Consider the following 18,548-nt stretch of genomic DNA (forward strand, 5'->3'; position numbering starts at 1 on the left):
GTCAGGCGCTTTCAAGCACAGGGGCAGTACCCGCCGTCACTTGGGCATTCCAGTCAGCCGGTGCCAGCATTTCGCCAGACTCACTGTATTCCGGATATGCCAGTCTGCGGCGACGACAGAACTCGGCAACCTTGGGATAGCGGGCTTCAAACATTTTGCGTGCAATCCATTCAATCGGCATACGCGACTGGTCATACAGCCCTGCTCGCAGGCGCTGATCGATCACTTCGGCCAGAATAATGCCGGCAGCGGTCGATACATTCAGGGAGCTGACCACGCCTTGCATGGGAATAATAATGTGAGCATCCGCCAGCTCTGCCGCCCGTGGACTGATACCCTCTTTCTCCGCACCCATAATGATGGCACAGGGCTGGGTGTAATCCACTTCACGGTAGGGAACCGCCTCATCCGAGAAGTGTGCAGCGTATATTTTCATACCCTGGGCACGCACTTTGTCCACGGCGTCGTCCAGCGTCTCATGCAGCGCCGTATCCACCCAACGATCAGACCCGAGTGCCGTACCCCGGTAATTGTGGTACCCCTCTTTGGGTTTAACCACCTGCACTTCAGGCACACCCGCCGCATCACAATTACGGATCAGAGCGGAAATGTTACGGGGTTTATGGACCTGTTCAGCAATCAGGGTCAAGTCAGGCTGACGACGCTGCAGCACTGAGAGAAGTTTCTGTTCACGTTCCGGGGTCATTAGGCGTTCCTCCAACGGCGAGCAACACTAGCAAAAATGGATATTTTTTTCAGCTTCTCGCTGGCTGTGACATAATGTCGGCTTCGTTTTTTCAGCCTATGTATGGACACCATGACCCAGAACACCATCATCGCCTATCAAGGCCATCAGGGCGCCTATTCTCATCTGGCCTGCCGTCGCGTTCACCCGGAACTGACACCCAAAGCCTGCGAGTCATTTGTAGAAGCGATGTTTATGGTCGAGCGCGGTGACGCTCACCTGGCCATGATTCCGCTGGAAAACTCCACCGCCGGCCGTGTAGAAGAGATCTATCGACTGATGCCGAAAACCCGCCTGCACGTGATTGGCGAGCACTTCGAGCCGGTCAATCACTGCCTGCTGGCCCTGCCGGGCACCAAACTGGAGGATATCAAAACCGTTTCCTCCCACCCCCAGGCACTGGCGCAATGTGCCGAAAACCTGCGGACACTGGGTATTGAACCCATTGCGGCCCTGGATACGGCCGGCTCAGCGGCAGAACTGGCTGAAACCAAACAGCCCGGTCACGCGGCTATCGCGTCCAGCCTGGCGGCCGAACTTTACGGACTGGAGATTCTGAAAGAGAACTTCCAGGACAAGACCGGCAATACCACCCGCTTCATTATCCTGTCCAAGGATCAGATGATCCCCCAACTGGATACCAATATCCGCTACATGACCTCTATCATGTTCCGCGTGCGCAACATGCCGGCAGCCCTGTATAAAGCGCTGGGCGGATTTGCCACCAACGGCGTCAACATGGTCAAGCTGGAGAGTTACATGGCCTCCGAGACCATGCAGGTATCCAGTTTCCACCTGGATATTGAGGGGCATCCGCATGAGCAGGCGATGAAATTTGCCATGCAGGAGCTGAACTTTTTTGCTGAGGAAGTGCGCATCATCGGCACCTATGAAGCTCATCCATTCCGCTTCAGCCGCATGAATCTTGAGCTGTAATAAGTACTCACCCTTATTCCGCATTGCACAAAAGTAGCAACATTTTAGGCAAAAACCGTCTAAAAGAAGCATTGTGCAATGCAACAAAATGAACGATATTTAGGGTGTCCTGTCCAGCAGGACGCGAGAGAGGTGGCTCTTGCTCTTCCTCGAACTCTCTCGCATCCCTTCCAACTCTGGCCGTTTTGAGTTGTTTGCACTTTGTTTGCCCCACTTCTTCGGAAGTGGGGCTTTTTTATGTGCAACGCAGCAAATTAGCCGCATCAAACAACAGGGATTTTACTGACCGCTGCGCTCACGCTGAGCTTCACGCTCGGCAAGTTTTTGCTGACGACGCTTTTCGATAGTGTCATTGGCATCGGCACCGATATGGGTCTCGCCACGTGCCTTGGCCAACTGGGCCTGCTTTTCACGCTGCTGGAAACGCTCACGCTGACGCTCGGTCAGTCGATCATGACAATGGGGGCAGCTGACTCCCTGCTCATACTGGTCGCTGGCCTTGTCCTCTTCCGTGATCGGCATGCGGCAGGCGTGGCACTGGTCGTACTGGCCCTTCTCCAACTGATGATTCACGGACACGCGGTTGTCGAACACGAAACACTCGCCTTCCCAGAGTGACTCTTCTTCGGGCACTTCTTCCAGGTATTTGAGGATGCCGCCTTCCAGGTGATACACCTCATCAAAGCCCTGCTCTTTCAGATACGCCGTGGACTTTTCACAACGGATACCGCCGGTACAGAACATGGCGACCTTCTTGTGCTGCTGAGGATCCAACTGCTCTTTCACATAGGCAGGAAACTCACGGAAGGTTTCGGTATCCGGGTTCAACGCGTTCTTGAAGGTACCGATCTGAACTTCATAATCGTTGCGGGTATCCACCAGCACCACATCCGGGTCGGAGATCAGGTCATTCCAGTCCTTGGGCTTCACGTAGGTGCCCACCACACGCTTGGGATCGATACCCTCAACGCCCATGGTGACAATCTCCTTCTTCAGCTTCACCTTGGTCCGGTAGAAGGGGTTGCTCTCATCGAAGGATTCCTTGTAATCCAGCTCCGCCAGGCGCGGATCGGATTTGAGCCAGTTCAGCACTGCATCAATTCCTGCACGGGATCCTGCGATGGTGCCATTAACACCCTCTTTTGCCAGCAGCAGGGTGCCACGCACCTCCTGCGCCAGCATCAAATCCAGCAACGGCTGGCGCAGCTGTTCAAAATCATCAAGGGTTACAAATTTGTACAGAGCACAAACTACGGTGCTGTTGGACATGGTCTTTTTCCTGTCTTGCGGTCCGGAGCGTAAATCCGGAGCATGGATCGACGGGGCTTTCGCCCCGAGGTGATAGGACCGGTCAGAAACCAACCGGTCAGAGCGACTGCTCGCGGGCAGCACGCTCCTGTATTTTTTTCAGTACCCGGGACACGGCCACGAAACCGAAGCTTGCGGTTACGGCCACCGCGGCACCAAAACCACCGGCACAATCGAGACGGGTACCATTTTCCATGGTGGTTTTTTGCTGGCAGACACTGCCATCAGGCTGCGGGTAGCGCAGCTGTTCTTCAGAGAAGACGCATTCGACCTGAAAACGACGACCACTACTGCTGAAGCGATAATGTCGGCGAAGGAAGGAACGCACCTTGGCCGCAAGGGGGTCGGTATGAGTACGGCTCAGATCCGCGACCTGAATACGGGTCGGATCAACCTGACCACCGGCACCACCAATGGTAATAACCGGGACCTTGCGGCGCTTGCACCAGGCAATAATGGCAGCCTTGTCTTTCACGCTATCGATGGCATCAACCACATAGTCCAGACTGTCATGCAGGATTTCATCCAGGTTCTCTCGGGATGCAAAGGCTTCCACCTCGTGAACCAGGCAGTCCGGGTTGATATCACGCAGCCTCTCGGCCATCACCGCCACCTTGGAATCGCCGACCGTGCTGCTGCAGGCATGAATCTGGCGGTTGGTATTGGTCACGCAGACATCATCCAGGTCAATCAGTGTGATTTCACCGATGCCTGAGCGGACCAGCCCTTCTGCCACCCAGGAGCCCACACCACCGATACCGATGACGGCGACCTGGGAACGCTGAAACAGCGCCAGGCCATCCTGACCATAGAGTCGCGCTACACCACCGAAGCGCTGATCAACAGCCTCACTCATCGTCAAAATCATCCTCGGTCAGTTCAGTCAGCACCGGCTCGCCACACTGGCAACAGCGGCCTTCAATAAAGACCATGCCGAACAGTTCATATTCCTCGGGCTCTCGCATGCCCAGTCCAAGCTGCTGGCAGTGGTCGCACCAGGTATCGGTCAGAAACAGCTGCTGTTCTTCTTCAGAACGTGCGGAAAAATCACGTGGCACACGCTGATTGTCTGTTTTTTGATCAGTAGTCATAGGGCGCGCATCATAATGCAGAAGTGAGACTTAAGCCAGCAGGCGAAACCAGTGCAGCCACAGGGCTTACCAGTTCATCACCTGCTTGACGAAGGGAACGGTTATACGGCGCTGGGCGCTCAATGAGGCGACATCAAGCTTATCGAGGGTAACCAGCAGATGTGCCATGTTGCGGCTGCCATGATGCATCAGGTAACGCACCACCTCATCGCTGAGTTTAAGACCACGGGCCTGAGCACGTGATTTAAGGGCGATTTCCTTGGTTTCATCATCCAGCGCCTGGAGCTGGAACACCATGCCCCAGTTAAGGCGTGATTCCAGGTCAGCCAGTTGAATGCCCAGCTTGGCAGGCGGCTTGTTGGCCGCAATGATCAGCACATGGCCGTTGGCACGCATTCGGTTATATAGATGGAACAGCGCCTCTTCCCAGGCGGCATCGCCCGCTACCTGTTCCAGGTTGTCGATGCAGACAAGGTCGAGCTGATCGAAGTCTTCCAGAATGCGAGGCCCATACTCCTTGAGTTCGGCCAGCGGCAGGTAGACGGCACGGCGACGCACCGGGTCGGACGCATGGCAGCAGGACTGCAACAGATGCGAACAGCCGGTGCCGGCATGTCCCCAGAGGTATAGATATTGTTCACCCGCACCACTGGTGGCCTTCTCGAGGGCATCACATACCAACCCATTGCGACCTCGCACGAAGTTCTCGAAACGAGCGTCATCTCTGAGGCCGATTCCCAACGGAAGCTGCATGGGGGCGGTTGAACTGCTTGTTTGTTTCTGAATCACTACTGCGTCTATTGGGCTCAACAATGGACCGAATGCTGTCAGACCGACAATTGAAGCGCGTAACTCTAACACAGAGCGCACGCAACCTGATAAACTAGCGCAATAATTTTTTCTCGACTATCTACCGCTTTACAAGGTTGACTCACCCATGTCTACAGGTTCTGAAAAAACTTCCCTGAGCTACAAGGATGCCGGCGTTGATATCGATGCAGGTAACGCCCTGGTCGAACGCATCAAAGGTGTCGCCAAACGCACTGCCCGTCCTGAGGTTATGGGTGGACTGGGTGGCTTTGGTGCACTGTGCGAACTGCCGAGCGGCTATAAAAAGCCTGTTCTGGTAACCGGTACCGACGGTGTCGGCACCAAGCTGCGCCTGGCCATGGAACTGAACAAACACGATACCATCGGTATCGACCTGGTCGCCATGTGTGTCAACGACCTGGTAGTAGCGGGCGCCGAGCCCCTGCTGTTCCTGGACTACTATGCTACCGGCAGCCTGAATGTTGATATGGCCGCTGACGTAGTAACCGGTATCGGTGCAGGCTGTGAACTGGCCGGTGCGGCTTTGGTCGGCGGTGAAACCGCTGAAATGCCGGGCATGTACGAAGGTGACGATTACGATCTGGCCGGCTTCTGTGTTGGCGTGGTCGAAAAAGACGAAATCATCGACGGCAGCCAGGTACAGGTGGGCGACACCCTGATCGGTCTGGCCGCCTCTGGCCCGCACTCTAACGGCTACTCCCTGATCCGCAAGATCATTGAAGTCTCCAATGCCGACCTGCAGCAGCCCATGGGTGACAAAACTCTGGCCGACGCCCTGCTGGAGCCGACCCGCATTTACGTGAAGCCGCTGCTGAAGCTGATCAAGGAATCCCGGGTTAACGCCCTGTCCCACATCACCGGTGGCGGCCTGCTGGAAAACATTCCGCGCGTACTGCCGGAATCTGCCAAGGCGGTTATCGATGTTAACTCCTGGCAGCTGCCGGACGTCTTCAAGTGGCTGCAGGCCGAAGGCAATGTAGACGCACGTGAAATGTACCGCACCTTCAACTGCGGCGTCGGCATGGTGATCGCCGTACCGGCTGACAAAGCAGAAGCGGCCATCGCCCTGCTGCAGCAGGAAGGTGAAAACGCCTGGGTTGTTGGCCAGATCGAAGCCGCCACAGCAGGCGAAGAACAGGTTGAGCTGCGCGGCCTGGAGGCCTGAGATGGCGCCAAAACGGATTGTAGTACTGATATCCGGTAGCGGCTCCAACCTGCAGGCGATCCTTGATCAAACTCTGGACGGCAGCATTAACGGCCAAATTGCGGCCGTAATCTGCAACCGTCCGGATGCCTTTGGCCTGACACGCGCCCAACGGGCGGGTGTCGAGGCTCGCCTGCTGGATCACAAGGCATTTGAATCCCGGGAAACCTTTGATCAGGCGATGATCGAGTTGATCGACAGCTACTCACCTGATCTGGTGGTGCTGGCGGGCTTCATGCGTATACTGACCCCGGAGTTTGTGCGTCACTATCAGGGGCGTCTGTTCAACATCCACCCTTCCCTGCTGCCCAAATACAAAGGGCTGCACACGCATCAGCGTGCGCTGGAGGCCGGTGACAACGAGCACGGCTGTACCGTGCATTTCGTCACTGAGGAACTGGACGGCGGTCCGCTGGTCGTACAGGCACGAACTGATATCAGTGCCGAGGATACCGCGAATAGTTTGCAGCAGCGGGTTCATGCACTGGAACACCTGATATACCCACTGGCGGTTGAGTGGTTCTGTGCCGACCGCCTGAAACTCACTGCGGAGGGTGTGCTACTGGATGGTGAGAGCGTTGGTGCTCAAGGCTATCCGTTCACCGCACCCTGAGGGGAAGCACCATGCGTTTGGGCGTCACGACTCTGCTGGCCGGCTGGCTGCTGGCACTCTCGCCAGCCCAGGCTGATACTGGTAACGCACAACCAGGCATACCACTGAACAGTTTCAAGGCGGTCTACACTACCGCCTTTGATATGGGCGTGTCCCTCAACGGCGAAGCCATTCGCGTGCTAAAGCCCCTCGACAACGGTGGCTGGAGCTTCTCATCCGAGGCTTCAGCCCTGATGGCCGGCATCAGCGAAAAAACCCGCTTCACCTACCAGCCTTCCGAACATATTAAACCTCTTAGCTACCGCTACCATCGCAAGGTTCTTGGCAAAAGCCGCAAGGCCAGCGTCGACTTTGACTGGGACAGCAACCGCGTCACCACCGTGGTGAAAGATACGCCCTGGAAGATGAGCGTACCCGAAGCTACTCAGGACAAGCTGAGTTATCAGCTGCAACTGCGACTGGACCTGATGGCCGGCAAGACCGAAATGACCTACTCGGTGGCTGATGGTGGCAAGCTGAAAGAATACCGCTTTAAAGTGACCGGGGAAGAATCCATAGAGACCCCCTTTGGCACCTATAACGCGGTACGCGTCATGCGGGATCGGGGTGAAAACGCCGACCGTGAAACGCTGATCTGGTTTGCCCCCGAACTGGACTACCTGATTGTCCGTCTGGAACAGACCGAATCCGACGGCAAAACCTATGCCCTGCTTTTGAAAAACCTGGAGACCCCATGAGCGAAAGCCTGATCGACCTGACTGAACGCCGTTTGCTGGAGCGCGAACAGGCTGCCCTTGATAACCCGGACGAGCTTTTCTACTGCAGTTATTTGATTAGTCATCTCAATCTGGTTGCGGCGGAAGCACCTGAAACTGACACCCTGTTCGCACAGGGCGTGGAAGACAGCCTGAACAGCGCCTTTGCGGTGGATCAGCTCAGCGACCAGGACAAATCGGGTATCCAGTCTCTGTGGCAGGCCATCTGCGCAGCCTGATACAAGGCCCTGCCTGCACTGTCACTGTCTCAAGCAGCGGTGCGGGAGGATCAAACGGGGCTGCTGCCTTCCAGCCCCGGATGTTGCGTTATAACTGAGAGTCGATCGGCAGCAAACGCATAATACCGACGCCCATTCGCTGCCAGACACAGGTGTAAGGATCCACATCGAAGCGAACAACACCTTCCTCTCCCTGGCTTTCCCACTGCATCTGCTCCACCCCGTCTTCGTCTTTTTCCAGACTCACACGGAATGCGATCTTGTTGACCTCGCGCTCGAACCACTTGGCCATGTTATGAGCTATTTCGGGGGACTCAATCACCACACCAACCTCGGAGTTTTCAATCAGCGAGCGCGGATCCAGGTTCAATGAGCCGACAAAGACGCGTTTGTCGTCCAGCACAAAGGACTTGGCATGCAGACTGGCCTTGGAAGAACCGGTGAAGTAATTCCAGCTGCGACGCTTGGCTTCATACTGCTCATCCATCTCGTAAAGCTCGATCCCTGCACGCAGCAGCTCTTTTCGATAACGTACGTAGCCCACATGGACAACGGGCACATCGGTCGATGCCAGGGAGTTGGTCAAAATGCGAACGCGCACGCCCCGCTCTGCCAGAGACGTTAAAAAGTCCGTCCCCTCGCGGCCGGGCACAAAATAGGGCGAGAAAATGATCAGGCTGTCTTCCAGCTCACGGAAATAAGGTGCCAGAGATTGACCCAGGCGCAGGTCTGCCTGAGTACGATCAGAAATCAGCTTGTCAGGATTATCGACCACCAGCTCAGCCTTGCCAGGAATCAGCGAGAGCTTCCCGGTACGCAACTTTTCCGCCAACGAGGAATTTCGCATGGCATCAAAGTACTGATCGCCTTCATCGCCCTGCTCGACAATAAATGTCTCCAGGCGCTCTTTCAGCTGCTCTACTGCGGCGGCATTGCCCTTTTCACCGGCCAGCGTGGGCGCCGGATATGCCAGTGAATGATTCCAGTAGGCATCAAACGCAGAAGAAGCATGGCGAGCAACAGGACCCAGCCCCATTACATCCAGATCACCAAAGGCGAGTGCAGGATTGGCTTCGAAGTACTCATCACCGATATTACGGCCACCCAGAATCACCGCCTGGCCATCCACAATAAACAGCTTGTTGTGCATACGGCGCGTAACACTGCCAAAGCGGGTTACGAATTGGGTCATGCGATTAGTATCACGACCGAAGGGGTTGAAGATGCGTACTTCAACATTGGGCATGGCGTGCAAGGCAACTGCGCTTTCATCCCGCCCAGCCAGATCCATATCGTCGACCAGCAGGCGGACGCGCACGCCACGCTCAGCTGCCTTCATCAACTCTTTAACAAAGAGATGGCCGGTGAGGTCATTGTGAAGCAGGTAATATTGGGCATCGATACTGCGCTCAGCGGTTCGCGCCAGCGCCACACGGGCGACAAAGGCATCAAGTCCCTGATCCAGCATCAGGAAGCCTGATTCACCCGTAGACGCATTAAAACGGGCACTGGCCGCACGACCCAGTGTGGTATCGGCCGTATCCTCGAAACTGTGTGACGCCATACGTCCTGTATTTTCCGGCAAGCCCCCACATCCTCCCAAGAGAACACCCACTGACAACAGCAATACTCGCAAAGTCCTTGTCAAAACGCACCCCGAACAATCTTTACTGATAAACATAGTCCACTCAGGAAACAGACTAAAGCAATCCCCCTGTTTATACATAGTGTTATCTGTAAACACCGGCATACAGAGGGAATTGGCCTGTATTTATGTGGTATTCGAGATACGTTTGGGACTAACAGGCCAGCATCATGACATATCGGGCATCAGATCACTGTGAAAGGATGTTTGCGGCGACACGCCGGCGTCGCCGCCAAGCTGATCAACCACATCGACAACAAGTACCCTGTCTTCATCCAGCGCCAGCGTGAGCGTAAAGCAGCGCTGGCCGCCGCTGATATCCATATAGGGAGGTGATCTGAGAATACGGCGTGAGTAGTCTTCGGCAGCAACCAGCTGGTAGAACCAGGGGCGCCAGCTCCAGTTATGACCAATGACACTGCTGTCGGCCAGCCACTGGCCATCACGATAGTTGTAGTTGGGCGAAACCTGGTGACCTTCACGGTCACAGACAAAGCAGCGCAGTATTGCCAGGTCCGGGCAGTATTGGCTGAGGGCACTTTCGCCTTCACCATCATGCGCCAGCAGCAGCTCACGCATGGCCAGCAACTGGCTATGCAAGCCTTCAAGGTGCCACTGGCGGCGGGCTGACTGTTCGACCATTCGTTCGAGATAGCCCTGCAGCAACTGGTTTACCTCAGCCCGCTTGGCATCGATCGGCAGAAAATCGGCCAGTGCCGGCTCAAACAGATAGCCCTGGATGTAGCTGGCATTGCACTGCAGGGCCAGACGAAACTCTTCCGGCGTCTCCACGCCTTCAAAAATCAGCTTACAGCCCAAACGGGAGGCCATGTCACCCAAGGTATGAAGCAGTGCACTTTCCTGGTGCCCCATCGCACCATTTTGGAACATTCTCATGTCCACTTTCAGCAGATCTGGGGTAAAGGCCAAAAGTCGGTCCAACTGCTGAAAACCGGTACCAAAATCATCCAGCGCGACACGGACACCCGCGCTGCGATAGCGCGCTGCCAGCGCTCGAATCTGCTCGATACAACCACCGTGCTCGGTGATCTCGATAATGACGCGGGACGGGTCAACGCCCAGCTCTTCCATCATCTGCAGTGTAACCAGCGGATCTTCTTCGGTCCGCTCGCTCAGCCACTGGGGGGAGATATTGAGGCTCAGACAGGTGCCTTCCGGTGCCTGAGCCAGCGCAGTGAGCGCCTGACGGCGAACGCTTCTGTCCAGTTCAAGACGGGTTTCCCTGTCGAGGTTCGGATCGGAAAAGACACCACCGGCCGACTGAATTTCACCCGATGCATCACGCTGCCGTGCCAGGGCTTCGTACCCCAACACCTGGCCTGTCGCAATTTCAATGATCGGCTGGAACCAGGGAAAGACTGACTGCTGCATTTCACACTCTCACGCAGATGGAACAAAATAGTGCGCTTTTAATGCAAAGCCCGGGCCAAAATGGGTCACGGGCTTTACCTTTCGGCCAAATGTCTCAGCCGTGAAAGCCATCTCGGGTCAGGTTTTCATGCCCATCGGCACGTACACAGAGGTTATCCTCAATGCGAATACCTCCGTAGGGCAGCAACTGCTCTACACGCGCCCAGTTAACCGATTGGGCACCGGGCCCCGCCTTGAGTTCCTCCAGCAGCTGCGGAATAAAGTATAGACCGGGCTCAACGGTAATCACGTAGCCAGCTTCAAGTGTACGCGTCAAGCGCAGGAAGGGATGATCCTCCGGCGGCTGTTTCAGCGTCCCCTGAGCATCCTGCTGCCAGCCGCCCACATCGTGAACCTGAAGACCCAGCAGATGGCCCAGACCGTGCGGCAGGAAGCTGCGCGTAATCCCCTGCTCCAACTGCTGTTCGGCACTGGCATTGACGATATCAAACCGCTGTAGCAGGTCGGCCAAAAGCAAGTGCATATGACGCTGCAGTGAAACGAAGTCAGCCCCAGCCCTCACCTGGGCACAGAGTTGCTGCTGCAGGCGGTCCATCGCTTCAAGCAACTCGGTGAAAAGACCGGTGCCATCACTGTGGGTACGGGTGATATCAGCCGCATAGCCATTGAAACGGGCACCGGCATCGATCAGCAACGTACGATGCTCTGCCGGGCGCTCACGCCGCTGGAACTGGTAGTGAAGCACGGCAGCATGTTCATTCAGGCCGACGATATTGTCATAGGGCAGATCGGATTCGTTATGTTCAATCGCCTGCAGGTAGGCCTGGTGAATTTCATATTCACTATGACCGGACTCAAAACCATGCTGGGCGGCACAATGCCCTTTTACAGCCAGGTAGTTGGCCTGACGCAAACAGTGTTGTTCCCACTCGGTTTTCACCGCTCGATCGAAGTTGATCGCCTGAATCAATGCATTCGGGTTTTGGCTCAGATTGTCGCCTTCAACACCCTGCTCACTGATAACGGCCGTTTTAGTGTTACCCAGCTGGGCGCGAACAGCGGCAAAGTCATCATAGGCTTGCCATTCAAACCCCTTGGCCCAGTCTTCAGCGGGCAAACCCGGAGTCAGGTGCCAGAAATCCTTGGGCGTATAGTAGAACAGCAGCGGCTTCTGGCTCGGGCGAACCAGCAGCCAACAATCCGGATGCTGGGTCAAGAAACACGCCCAGTGCACAAAGTGAGGATTGGGACGGAACGGATAACGGGTATCATCCAGAAAATGGGTGTGCAACGAACCGGAACCGATCAACAATTGATCATAGCCTTGAGCGGCCAGCAGCGCCTCGGTCTGTGCCTGAAGCTGTGACAAATGGGAAAAATACGCTGAAGTCATGACATAAGCCTTGTACTAATGCGGTGGAAAACCGCCATGAAATCGGATGGAGAAACAGCCATCACACTTTGAGTGTGGCTGCGTGCAGCGCCTGCTCCAGCAACGACCAGAACTCTTTCAGACTGGTCTGAACATTCTGTCGGTTGCGGTACAAGCGCACCTCTAGCGGGATCTGCCAATGGCGCCCACCCGCGAGGCTAAGGCTTCCGTGCTCCAGACTTTTACTGGCCAGTCGCCTTGGCAGCCAGCCCAGACCAAAGCCTTCTTTGATCATCGCCTTCACACTGACGGAATGGACGTTTTCATTCATGGTCACCAGCTGCGGTGACTGGGCATGCCGTTGAATAAAGTGATCCAGCACCGGGCGCATAAAGGCATTTTCGTAATAACCGATGTAGGGCAACGGCTGCCCTTTCTTGCCGGGCAAGGTATACAGTGGCTGGCCTGTATCATCATTGGCGGTGACGGGCACCAGCATTTCCTGAGCCACTACCAGGCTTTCAAAACGCTCGTCATCCAGCTCTTCAGCCACTCGCATGTGCGGATGCCAGAAGCAGAGCACCAGATCACATTCGCCCTGCGCCAACGCATTAACGAAATCAGCCCCCACCCAGGAGGTGGACTTGAGATTGAGATCGATCGGGATGTCATGCTCTTCCGAGAACGGCAACAGGGTAGCGCGATAGAGGCTCAGGTAGAGCGTCTGGGTCGTCGCCAGCGTCAGCCGGTTGCTTTGCTGCTCACGGATCTCATTGCAGTTCGCCTTGGTTTCCCGGGCAATACGACTCATCTGCTTGGCACCAGCCAGAAACACTTCTCCCGCCGGTGTCAGTGACAGCGGCAAGCTGTTGCGGTCGATCAGGGTCGTGCCCATCTCTTCCTCCAACAGCTTGATGCGCCGGCTCAGGGTTGGCTGGGTGACATTGCGCTCCTCCGCCGCCCGCGAGAAATGTCGGGTGCGCGCCAACGCGATGAAGTCATCGAGCCATCTAACTTCCATAACACTCCTTCACTGGCAAAGCCTGTCGGGACATTAAACCTGCTTGCCAAGCGCCCAGTGATAGAGCGGATGCAAAAGGGATTCACCCAGCTTGATCGACCGTTCAGGCGACCAGCCGCAGTCGGCATCGGGGCGCAGGTCATAATCCTTGAACGGCATTTCCAGCGTCATGGATGGGCAATTGAACTCTCGCCCCGCCCAGAATGCGGCAATGGTGAAGGTTTCCGGCCCGAACTTGCCGGGCGGATAGCCGCGCTCCAGCTGGAAATCCGGGTTTGCCATCAGCAGGTCTCGTTTAAACCGGTTTTCCTGCTCCAGTATAGAGTCGGAAAGCCCCGGGGCGCCTTCCTGCCCGGCAATAAAGTTACACGGCAGGGCTTCATCCCCGTGCAGATCAAGGAACAGATCCACACCGGTTTGCTGCATCAGGGTTCTCACTGCCAGCACTTCAGGACTGCGTTCCGCCGTCGGCGTTTGCCATTCACGGTTCAGGTTGGCGCCACAGGCATTGGTACGCAGGTGCCCCCGTATGGATCCATCCGGATTCATATTTGGGACCACGTAGAAATCCGCCTGTTCCAGCAACGCCTGGCTCAAGGCATCCTCCTGGTCCAGCAGACGACCGATCAAGCCTTCGGCACACCATTCGGCCATGGTTTCACCCGGGTGCTGGCGCGCCGTGACCCAGACCTGCAGTTTCTTGTCAGCGCCTGCAGCGGAACGGATCTGCAGCAGGTTGAGGTCATGCCCATCCAGAGTGGTGCCGATATCAAATACCTGACACAGGGGCGACTGCTGGGCCGCCGCCACCAGATCCAGATGCTGCTCCCAGCTGTAGGGAGCGAAATAGGCAAAGTAGATGCTGTTCTGGGCCGGGGTGTGCTGAATCACCAGCTCCCCCTGCTCATAGCTGGTATCAACACGGAACCAGGTTTCACGATCATAGGAAGCCACGGCCCGGTAGTCGGGCCAGCCATCCAGATACGCCGCCTGATCAGCGTTTACAATACGCAGGCTCAGGGGCTGGTTGTCGGCCCCCTGCACACGAAAGTGAAACCACTGAAAAAACTCTGACTGGTTATCCTTGCGTATGCTCAGCTGGATATCCTGAGGGTTGGCCATATCCAGCACTTCGATATTGCCGGAATCAAACTGGCTGCTGATTTTCAGTGCTGATTGAATCTGTACGCTCATGATTGACCTTAATTCGGTTAAGACGCTTACAGGCGACCTTCTTCGACCCCATGACAGGCAACCTGTCCACCCTCATCTGTGGTGATGAGTTTGGGGATCTCACTTTTGCAGCGTTCATTCGCGTAGGGACAACGACCATGGAACACGCAACCCGAAGGCAGGTTAACCGGCGTAGGGACTTCACCCTGCAGCTTGATGTGCGGCGGACGGTCATCTTCCAGACGCGGAATCGCTGACAGCAGTGCCTGAGTGTACGGATGACGCGGCTTGTCGAATAGGGTCTTGGTCGGCGCCAGCTCACACAGAGAGCCCAGATACATGACGGCCACGCGGGTACCGAAATGCTCGACCACCGACAGGTCGTGGGTGATGAACAGATAGGTCAGATTGCGCTTTTCCTGCGCATCCATCAGCAGGTTCAGCACCTGCGCCTGAATGGATACGTCCAGCGCCGAGATCGGCTCATCCGCTACGATAAACTCCGGATCGACCGCCAGTGCACGGGCAATACTAATACGCTGACGCTGACCACCGGAGAATTCGTGGGCAAAGCGCTCGCCCCAGCTGGGATCAATCCCCACCGAGAACATCACCTCGTGCACCTTGTCACGCACCTGCTGTTGGGTCCAGTCAGGGTTGTGCAAGCGCACCGGCTCTTCCAGCGTCTGCGCAATGGTCATACGCGGATTCAATGACGCATAGGGGTTCTGGAAGATCATCTGCATCTTCTTGCGATACGGCAGCAACGCCTTGTCATCCAGGTCGTCAATACGCTCGCCACGATAACTGATGGAACCCTGCGAAGGTGTCAGCAGGCCCATGACCGTACGCGCGACGGTGGATTTACCGCAGCCGGACTCCCCGACTACGCAGAGGGCTTCACACTTCTTGATATCCAGGTCGACACCATTGATGGCATGCACGAACTCCTGTTCGCGCACGATTTTGCCACCCTTGAACTTCAACTGATCAAGGAAGTCGCCGGAGATGTTGAACTTCTTGTACAGATCGCGGATCTGCACCAGTGATTCTGCCTGATTATTTGCTTGTGCAGTCATCGCTTAAACCTCTTCTGACGCCTGTGCGCTCTTCTTCATCTCCGCCACCATATGGCAGGCAACCTGACAGTTGCCGGATGCGGTGTAGCCCGGCAACTGGTGATGACAGATGTCCATCACGTAGTCGCAACGCGGATTAAAGGCACAGCCCGTCGGAATCTTCTGCAAACCGGGCATGGAACCACGAATCTGGTTCAAACGCTGTCCCGGAATGGCCATCTGCGGCAAGGCGTTCATCAACCCCTGAGTGTAGGGATGCTGAGCGTCGTTAATGATCTCGCGTGTGGGCCCCTGCTCGATAACGCGACCGGCGTACATGACGATCGCCTTCTGCGTTACCTGGGACACTACGCCCAGATCATGCGTAATCAGGATCAAGGCCACATTATTACGTTCACAGAGCTCAACCATCAGCTCCATGATTTCCGCCTGAATGGTCACGTCCAGTGCAGTAGTCGGCTCATCGGCTATGATGATATCCGGGTCCATCAGCAGGCCGATGGCGATAACAACACGCTGACGCATACCGCCCGAGAGTTCATGCGGATACTGATCGATGCGGGTTTCCGGTGACGGAATCTGCACCTGTTTCAATTTCTGTACCGCGATGGTCCGGGCATTGTCACGGCTGATCTTGCGGTGCGCCATCAAACACTCGACCATCTGCTGGCCGATGGTCAGTACCGGGTTCAGCGTCATCATCGGATCCTGGAAGATCATCGAGATGCGGTTGCCACGAATAGAGCGCAGATCACGATCTGACATGGACGCCAGGTTCTGGCCTTCAAACAGAATCTCGCCGCCGGTGATACGGCCCGGCTTGGCAATCAGGTTGAGGATGGAGAAACCCAGCACGGATTTACCGGCACCGGACTCCCCCACCAGCCCCAGACGCTCGCCGCGATCCAGCGTGAAGTTGATATTGCGCAGCGCCTTAACAGCGCCGCTGCGCAGACCGAAACTGACTTCGAGGTTTCTAACTTCTAGCAGTGCCATGATATTACCCCTTGTACAGTTTCGGGTTGAGAACGTCGCGCAGCCAGTCGCCCAGCAGGTTCATCACCAGAACCAGTACAACCAGCACCAGACCCGGAATGACGGTAATCCACCAGGTACCGGAGAAAATGTATTCAAAGCCGCTGGAGATCAGCGAGCCCAGAGACGGCTGAGACACCGGCATCCCCAGCCCCAGGAACGACAGTGAAGCCTCGGAAATAATGGCGTTTGCCACCTGCACGGTGGAGATAACCAGAATCGGTGACAGTGTATTGGGCAGAATGTGACGGAACATGATGCGGATCTGTCCAAGCCCCATCACGCGGGCAGCATCCACGTATTCCTTCTTCTTCTCGGCCAATACAGAGGCTCGGATGGTACGGGCGTACTGCGGCCACTCCGCTATACCGATGACAAGCACCAGCATCAACATCGCCAGATCCTGATACAGCTCGGTACCGAAACTGGCCTGGAAAACAGCCAGCACCACGATGGCCACCATCATGGTGGAGAATGACAGCTGCACATCGGCAAAGCGCATCAGAATGCTGTCGACACGGCCACCACGGTAGCCGGCGATCAGGCCGATGATGATGCCGATGGTCGCCTGCAGCAGTACCGCACAGATACCGATGGTCAGTGAGATGCGGGTGCCGTAGAGAATGGTGGACCAGAGGTCACGCCCCTGGGCATCCGTTCCCAGCCAGAACTGGTCATCGCCCATATCTTCATCCCAGCTCGGCGGCAGCTCGGAGTTCATGATGTCGATCTGGGTCGGATCGTAGGGATCAAAGGGAGCAATCACCGGCGCAAACAGCGCCATGATCACGTAACCCATGAAGATGGTCAGGCTCAGCTGGGCCACGCGGTCGCGGGTAAAGCTGTGCCACACATGGCTGTCCTTGAAACGCTCCCACAGGGAGGGGGCTTTATCCATATCCGTGGCCACCGGATTGGGTGTAGGTGTCTGATTCGTAGTGCTCATACTGATACCGCCTTATTTCTTGCCAGCCAGATTGACCGTCGGATTCACCAATCCGTACACCAGGTCAACAATGGTGTTGGTAATCACGAAAATCGCCCCTACCACAATCAGGTAAGCCACGATCAGCGGTGTGTCTACGCGGTTGATCGCTTCCAGGAACAGGAAGCCCATGCCCGGCCACTGGAACACGGTCTCGGTCAGAATGGTGTACGCCACCATGGTGCCGATCTGCACACCGCCCACAGTAATGACGGGCAGCATGGTGTTCTTGAGGGCATGCAAAAAGTAAATACGGCGCGGGTTCAAACCCTTGGCCCAGGCAAATTTCACATATTCGGACTGCAGCACTTCCATCATCTCGGCACGGATCAAACGGATGAACAACGGCAGCATGATGGACGCCAGGGATACGCAGGGCAGCACCAGGTGCGCCAGACCATCGGCGGTAAAGAAGCCGGATTCCCAGCCCCAGAACATGTCGACGGTCTCGCCACGGCCGTAGGATGGCATCCAGTTCAGCTCAATGGCGAAGAGGTAGATCAGACCAATCGCGGTCAGGAACACCGGCACGGAGATACCGACGATACTCAGCCCCATGACGGCTTTGGAAAACAGACTCTGCGGGTTGATGGCGGAATACACCCCCAACGGCACCGAGAGGAAAATAATGATCAAGGAAGCCCCGAACACCAGTTCCAGTGTGGCCGGCAACTTGGCCAGAATCACATCCAGCGCCGGTTCCTTGAAGAAGTAGGACGTACCCAGGTCACCCTGGAGCGCATTTTTTACAAAGCGGCCGTACTGTACCAGGAAGGGATCGTTCAGGCCCAGCTCATCACGCAGCTGCTGTCGCTCGGCTTCCGATACCGACTGACCAACCATCTCGCGAAGAGGGTCGCCCAGATTATCCTGAATTGAGAAGCTGATAATGCTGATGACGAACATCACCACTATCGCTTGAGCCAGTCGTTTTATAAAAAAAGCAATCATGGTCTCTCTGCCTTATATGAGGTCGCTATCCCTGCGCCTTGGTATTTCATGTTTCAATCTGCTTTTCACAGGCACAGCAGGCCCGCTGCCCCAACGGCATTCAGCATTTTGAAACGTGCTTGGATCAGAAAAAGCCGACCTGGACCGTTGAGGGAACAGTCACAAGCCGGCTC

At 56.0% G+C, this 18,548-nt stretch carries 19 protein-coding genes; 5 read left to right on the forward strand and 14 right to left on the reverse strand.

What is annotated here, in order from left to right:
• Position 1 precedes the first annotated feature (1 nt).
• Positions 2-706 carry a tRNA (guanosine(18)-2'-O)-methyltransferase TrmH gene (gene trmH / locus BW956_RS15395; protein ID WP_010322765.1) on the reverse strand — a complete coding sequence of 235 codons (705 nt, stop codon included), beginning with the start codon at positions 704-706 and terminating at the stop codon, positions 2-4.
• 111 nt (positions 707-817) lie between these two features.
• On the opposite strand from trmH, the gene BW956_RS15400 reads away from it, so the two are divergent.
• Complete coding sequence (locus BW956_RS15400; RefSeq protein ID WP_010322764.1) at positions 818-1,681, forward strand: prephenate dehydratase; 864 nt, start codon at positions 818-820, stop codon at positions 1,679-1,681.
• Between the two features lie 279 nt (positions 1,682-1,960).
• On the opposite strand, the gene trhO is transcribed toward BW956_RS15400, so the two are convergent.
• The 4 genes from trhO to hda form a co-directional block, all read right to left on the reverse strand.
• Positions 1,961-2,950 carry an oxygen-dependent tRNA uridine(34) hydroxylase TrhO gene (trhO, locus tag BW956_RS15405; protein ID WP_076463909.1) on the reverse strand — a complete coding sequence of 330 codons (990 nt, stop codon included), beginning with the start codon at positions 2,948-2,950 and terminating at the stop codon, positions 1,961-1,963.
• 97 nt (positions 2,951-3,047) lie between these two features.
• On the reverse strand, positions 3,048-3,845 hold the full coding sequence (gene tcdA, locus BW956_RS15410; protein WP_076463912.1) for a tRNA cyclic N6-threonylcarbamoyladenosine(37) synthase TcdA: 798 nt from the start codon (positions 3,843-3,845) through the stop codon (positions 3,048-3,050).
• Positions 3,838-4,080 (reverse strand): hypothetical protein, encoded by a 243-nt coding sequence (locus BW956_RS15415; protein ID WP_076463915.1) that lies wholly within the window; start codon positions 4,078-4,080, stop codon positions 3,838-3,840. The genes tcdA and BW956_RS15415 overlap by 8 nt, the downstream gene beginning before the upstream one ends.
• A 66-nt stretch (positions 4,081-4,146) precedes the next feature.
• Positions 4,147-4,833 (reverse strand): DnaA regulatory inactivator Hda, encoded by a 687-nt coding sequence (gene hda, locus BW956_RS15420; RefSeq protein WP_010322760.1) that lies wholly within the window; start codon positions 4,831-4,833, stop codon positions 4,147-4,149.
• Between the two features lie 184 nt (positions 4,834-5,017).
• Between hda and purM the strand changes: the two genes are divergently transcribed.
• The 4 genes from purM to BW956_RS15440 are packed head-to-tail and all read left to right on the forward strand — an operon-like array spanning position 5,018 to position 7,722.
• On the forward strand, positions 5,018-6,076 hold the full coding sequence (gene purM / locus BW956_RS15425) for a phosphoribosylformylglycinamidine cyclo-ligase (RefSeq protein ID WP_076463918.1): 1,059 nt from the start codon (positions 5,018-5,020) through the stop codon (positions 6,074-6,076).
• 1 nt (position 6,077) lies between these two features.
• Positions 6,078-6,728 carry a phosphoribosylglycinamide formyltransferase gene (purN, locus tag BW956_RS15430; RefSeq protein ID WP_076463921.1) on the forward strand — a complete coding sequence of 217 codons (651 nt, stop codon included), beginning with the start codon at positions 6,078-6,080 and terminating at the stop codon, positions 6,726-6,728.
• A gap of 11 nt (positions 6,729-6,739) precedes the next feature.
• Positions 6,740-7,465 carry a DUF3108 domain-containing protein gene (locus BW956_RS15435; RefSeq protein ID WP_076463924.1) on the forward strand — a complete coding sequence of 242 codons (726 nt, stop codon included), beginning with the start codon at positions 6,740-6,742 and terminating at the stop codon, positions 7,463-7,465.
• On the forward strand, positions 7,462-7,722 hold the full coding sequence (locus BW956_RS15440; RefSeq protein ID WP_076463927.1) for a YfcL family protein: 261 nt from the start codon (positions 7,462-7,464) through the stop codon (positions 7,720-7,722). The genes BW956_RS15435 and BW956_RS15440 overlap by 4 nt, the downstream gene beginning before the upstream one ends.
• Positions 7,723-7,810: 88 nt before the next feature.
• On the opposite strand, the gene BW956_RS15445 is transcribed toward BW956_RS15440, so the two are convergent.
• The 9 genes from BW956_RS15445 to BW956_RS15485 form a co-directional block, all read right to left on the reverse strand.
• Positions 7,811-9,307 carry a phospholipase D family protein gene (locus tag BW956_RS15445; protein WP_175612028.1) on the reverse strand — a complete coding sequence of 499 codons (1,497 nt, stop codon included), beginning with the start codon at positions 9,305-9,307 and terminating at the stop codon, positions 7,811-7,813.
• A gap of 228 nt (positions 9,308-9,535) precedes the next feature.
• Positions 9,536-10,759, reverse strand: coding sequence for an EAL domain-containing protein (locus BW956_RS15450; RefSeq protein WP_076463932.1), 1,224 nt, complete (start codon positions 10,757-10,759; stop codon positions 9,536-9,538).
• Between the two features lie 94 nt (positions 10,760-10,853).
• A complete protein-coding gene (pepQ, locus tag BW956_RS15455; protein WP_076463934.1) occupies positions 10,854-12,152 on the reverse strand; it encodes a Xaa-Pro dipeptidase in 1,299 nt (432 codons plus the stop codon).
• A gap of 61 nt (positions 12,153-12,213) precedes the next feature.
• On the reverse strand, positions 12,214-13,152 hold the full coding sequence (locus BW956_RS15460) for a LysR family transcriptional regulator (RefSeq protein ID WP_076463936.1): 939 nt from the start codon (positions 13,150-13,152) through the stop codon (positions 12,214-12,216).
• A gap of 33 nt (positions 13,153-13,185) precedes the next feature.
• Complete coding sequence (locus BW956_RS15465; protein ID WP_083703106.1) at positions 13,186-14,346, reverse strand: M14 family metallopeptidase; 1,161 nt, start codon at positions 14,344-14,346, stop codon at positions 13,186-13,188.
• 26 nt (positions 14,347-14,372) lie between these two features.
• A complete protein-coding gene (locus tag BW956_RS15470; RefSeq protein WP_076463938.1) occupies positions 14,373-15,404 on the reverse strand; it encodes an ABC transporter ATP-binding protein in 1,032 nt (343 codons plus the stop codon).
• A gap of 3 nt (positions 15,405-15,407) precedes the next feature.
• A complete protein-coding gene (locus BW956_RS15475; RefSeq protein ID WP_010322749.1) occupies positions 15,408-16,400 on the reverse strand; it encodes an ABC transporter ATP-binding protein in 993 nt (330 codons plus the stop codon).
• 4 nt (positions 16,401-16,404) lie between these two features.
• The gene (locus tag BW956_RS15480) at positions 16,405-17,385 is read right to left on the reverse strand and encodes an ABC transporter permease (protein WP_010322748.1); all 981 of its coding nucleotides are present in this window, start codon (positions 17,383-17,385) and stop codon (positions 16,405-16,407) included.
• Positions 17,386-17,397: 12 nt separating this feature from the next.
• Positions 17,398-18,375, reverse strand: coding sequence for an ABC transporter permease (locus BW956_RS15485; protein ID WP_010322747.1), 978 nt, complete (start codon positions 18,373-18,375; stop codon positions 17,398-17,400).
• Between the last annotated feature and the right edge of the window lie 173 nt (positions 18,376-18,548).

This window comes from Marinobacterium stanieri (genome assembly GCF_900155945.1).
Taxonomy (GTDB): Bacteria; Pseudomonadota; Gammaproteobacteria; order Pseudomonadales; family Balneatricaceae; genus Marinobacterium; species Marinobacterium stanieri.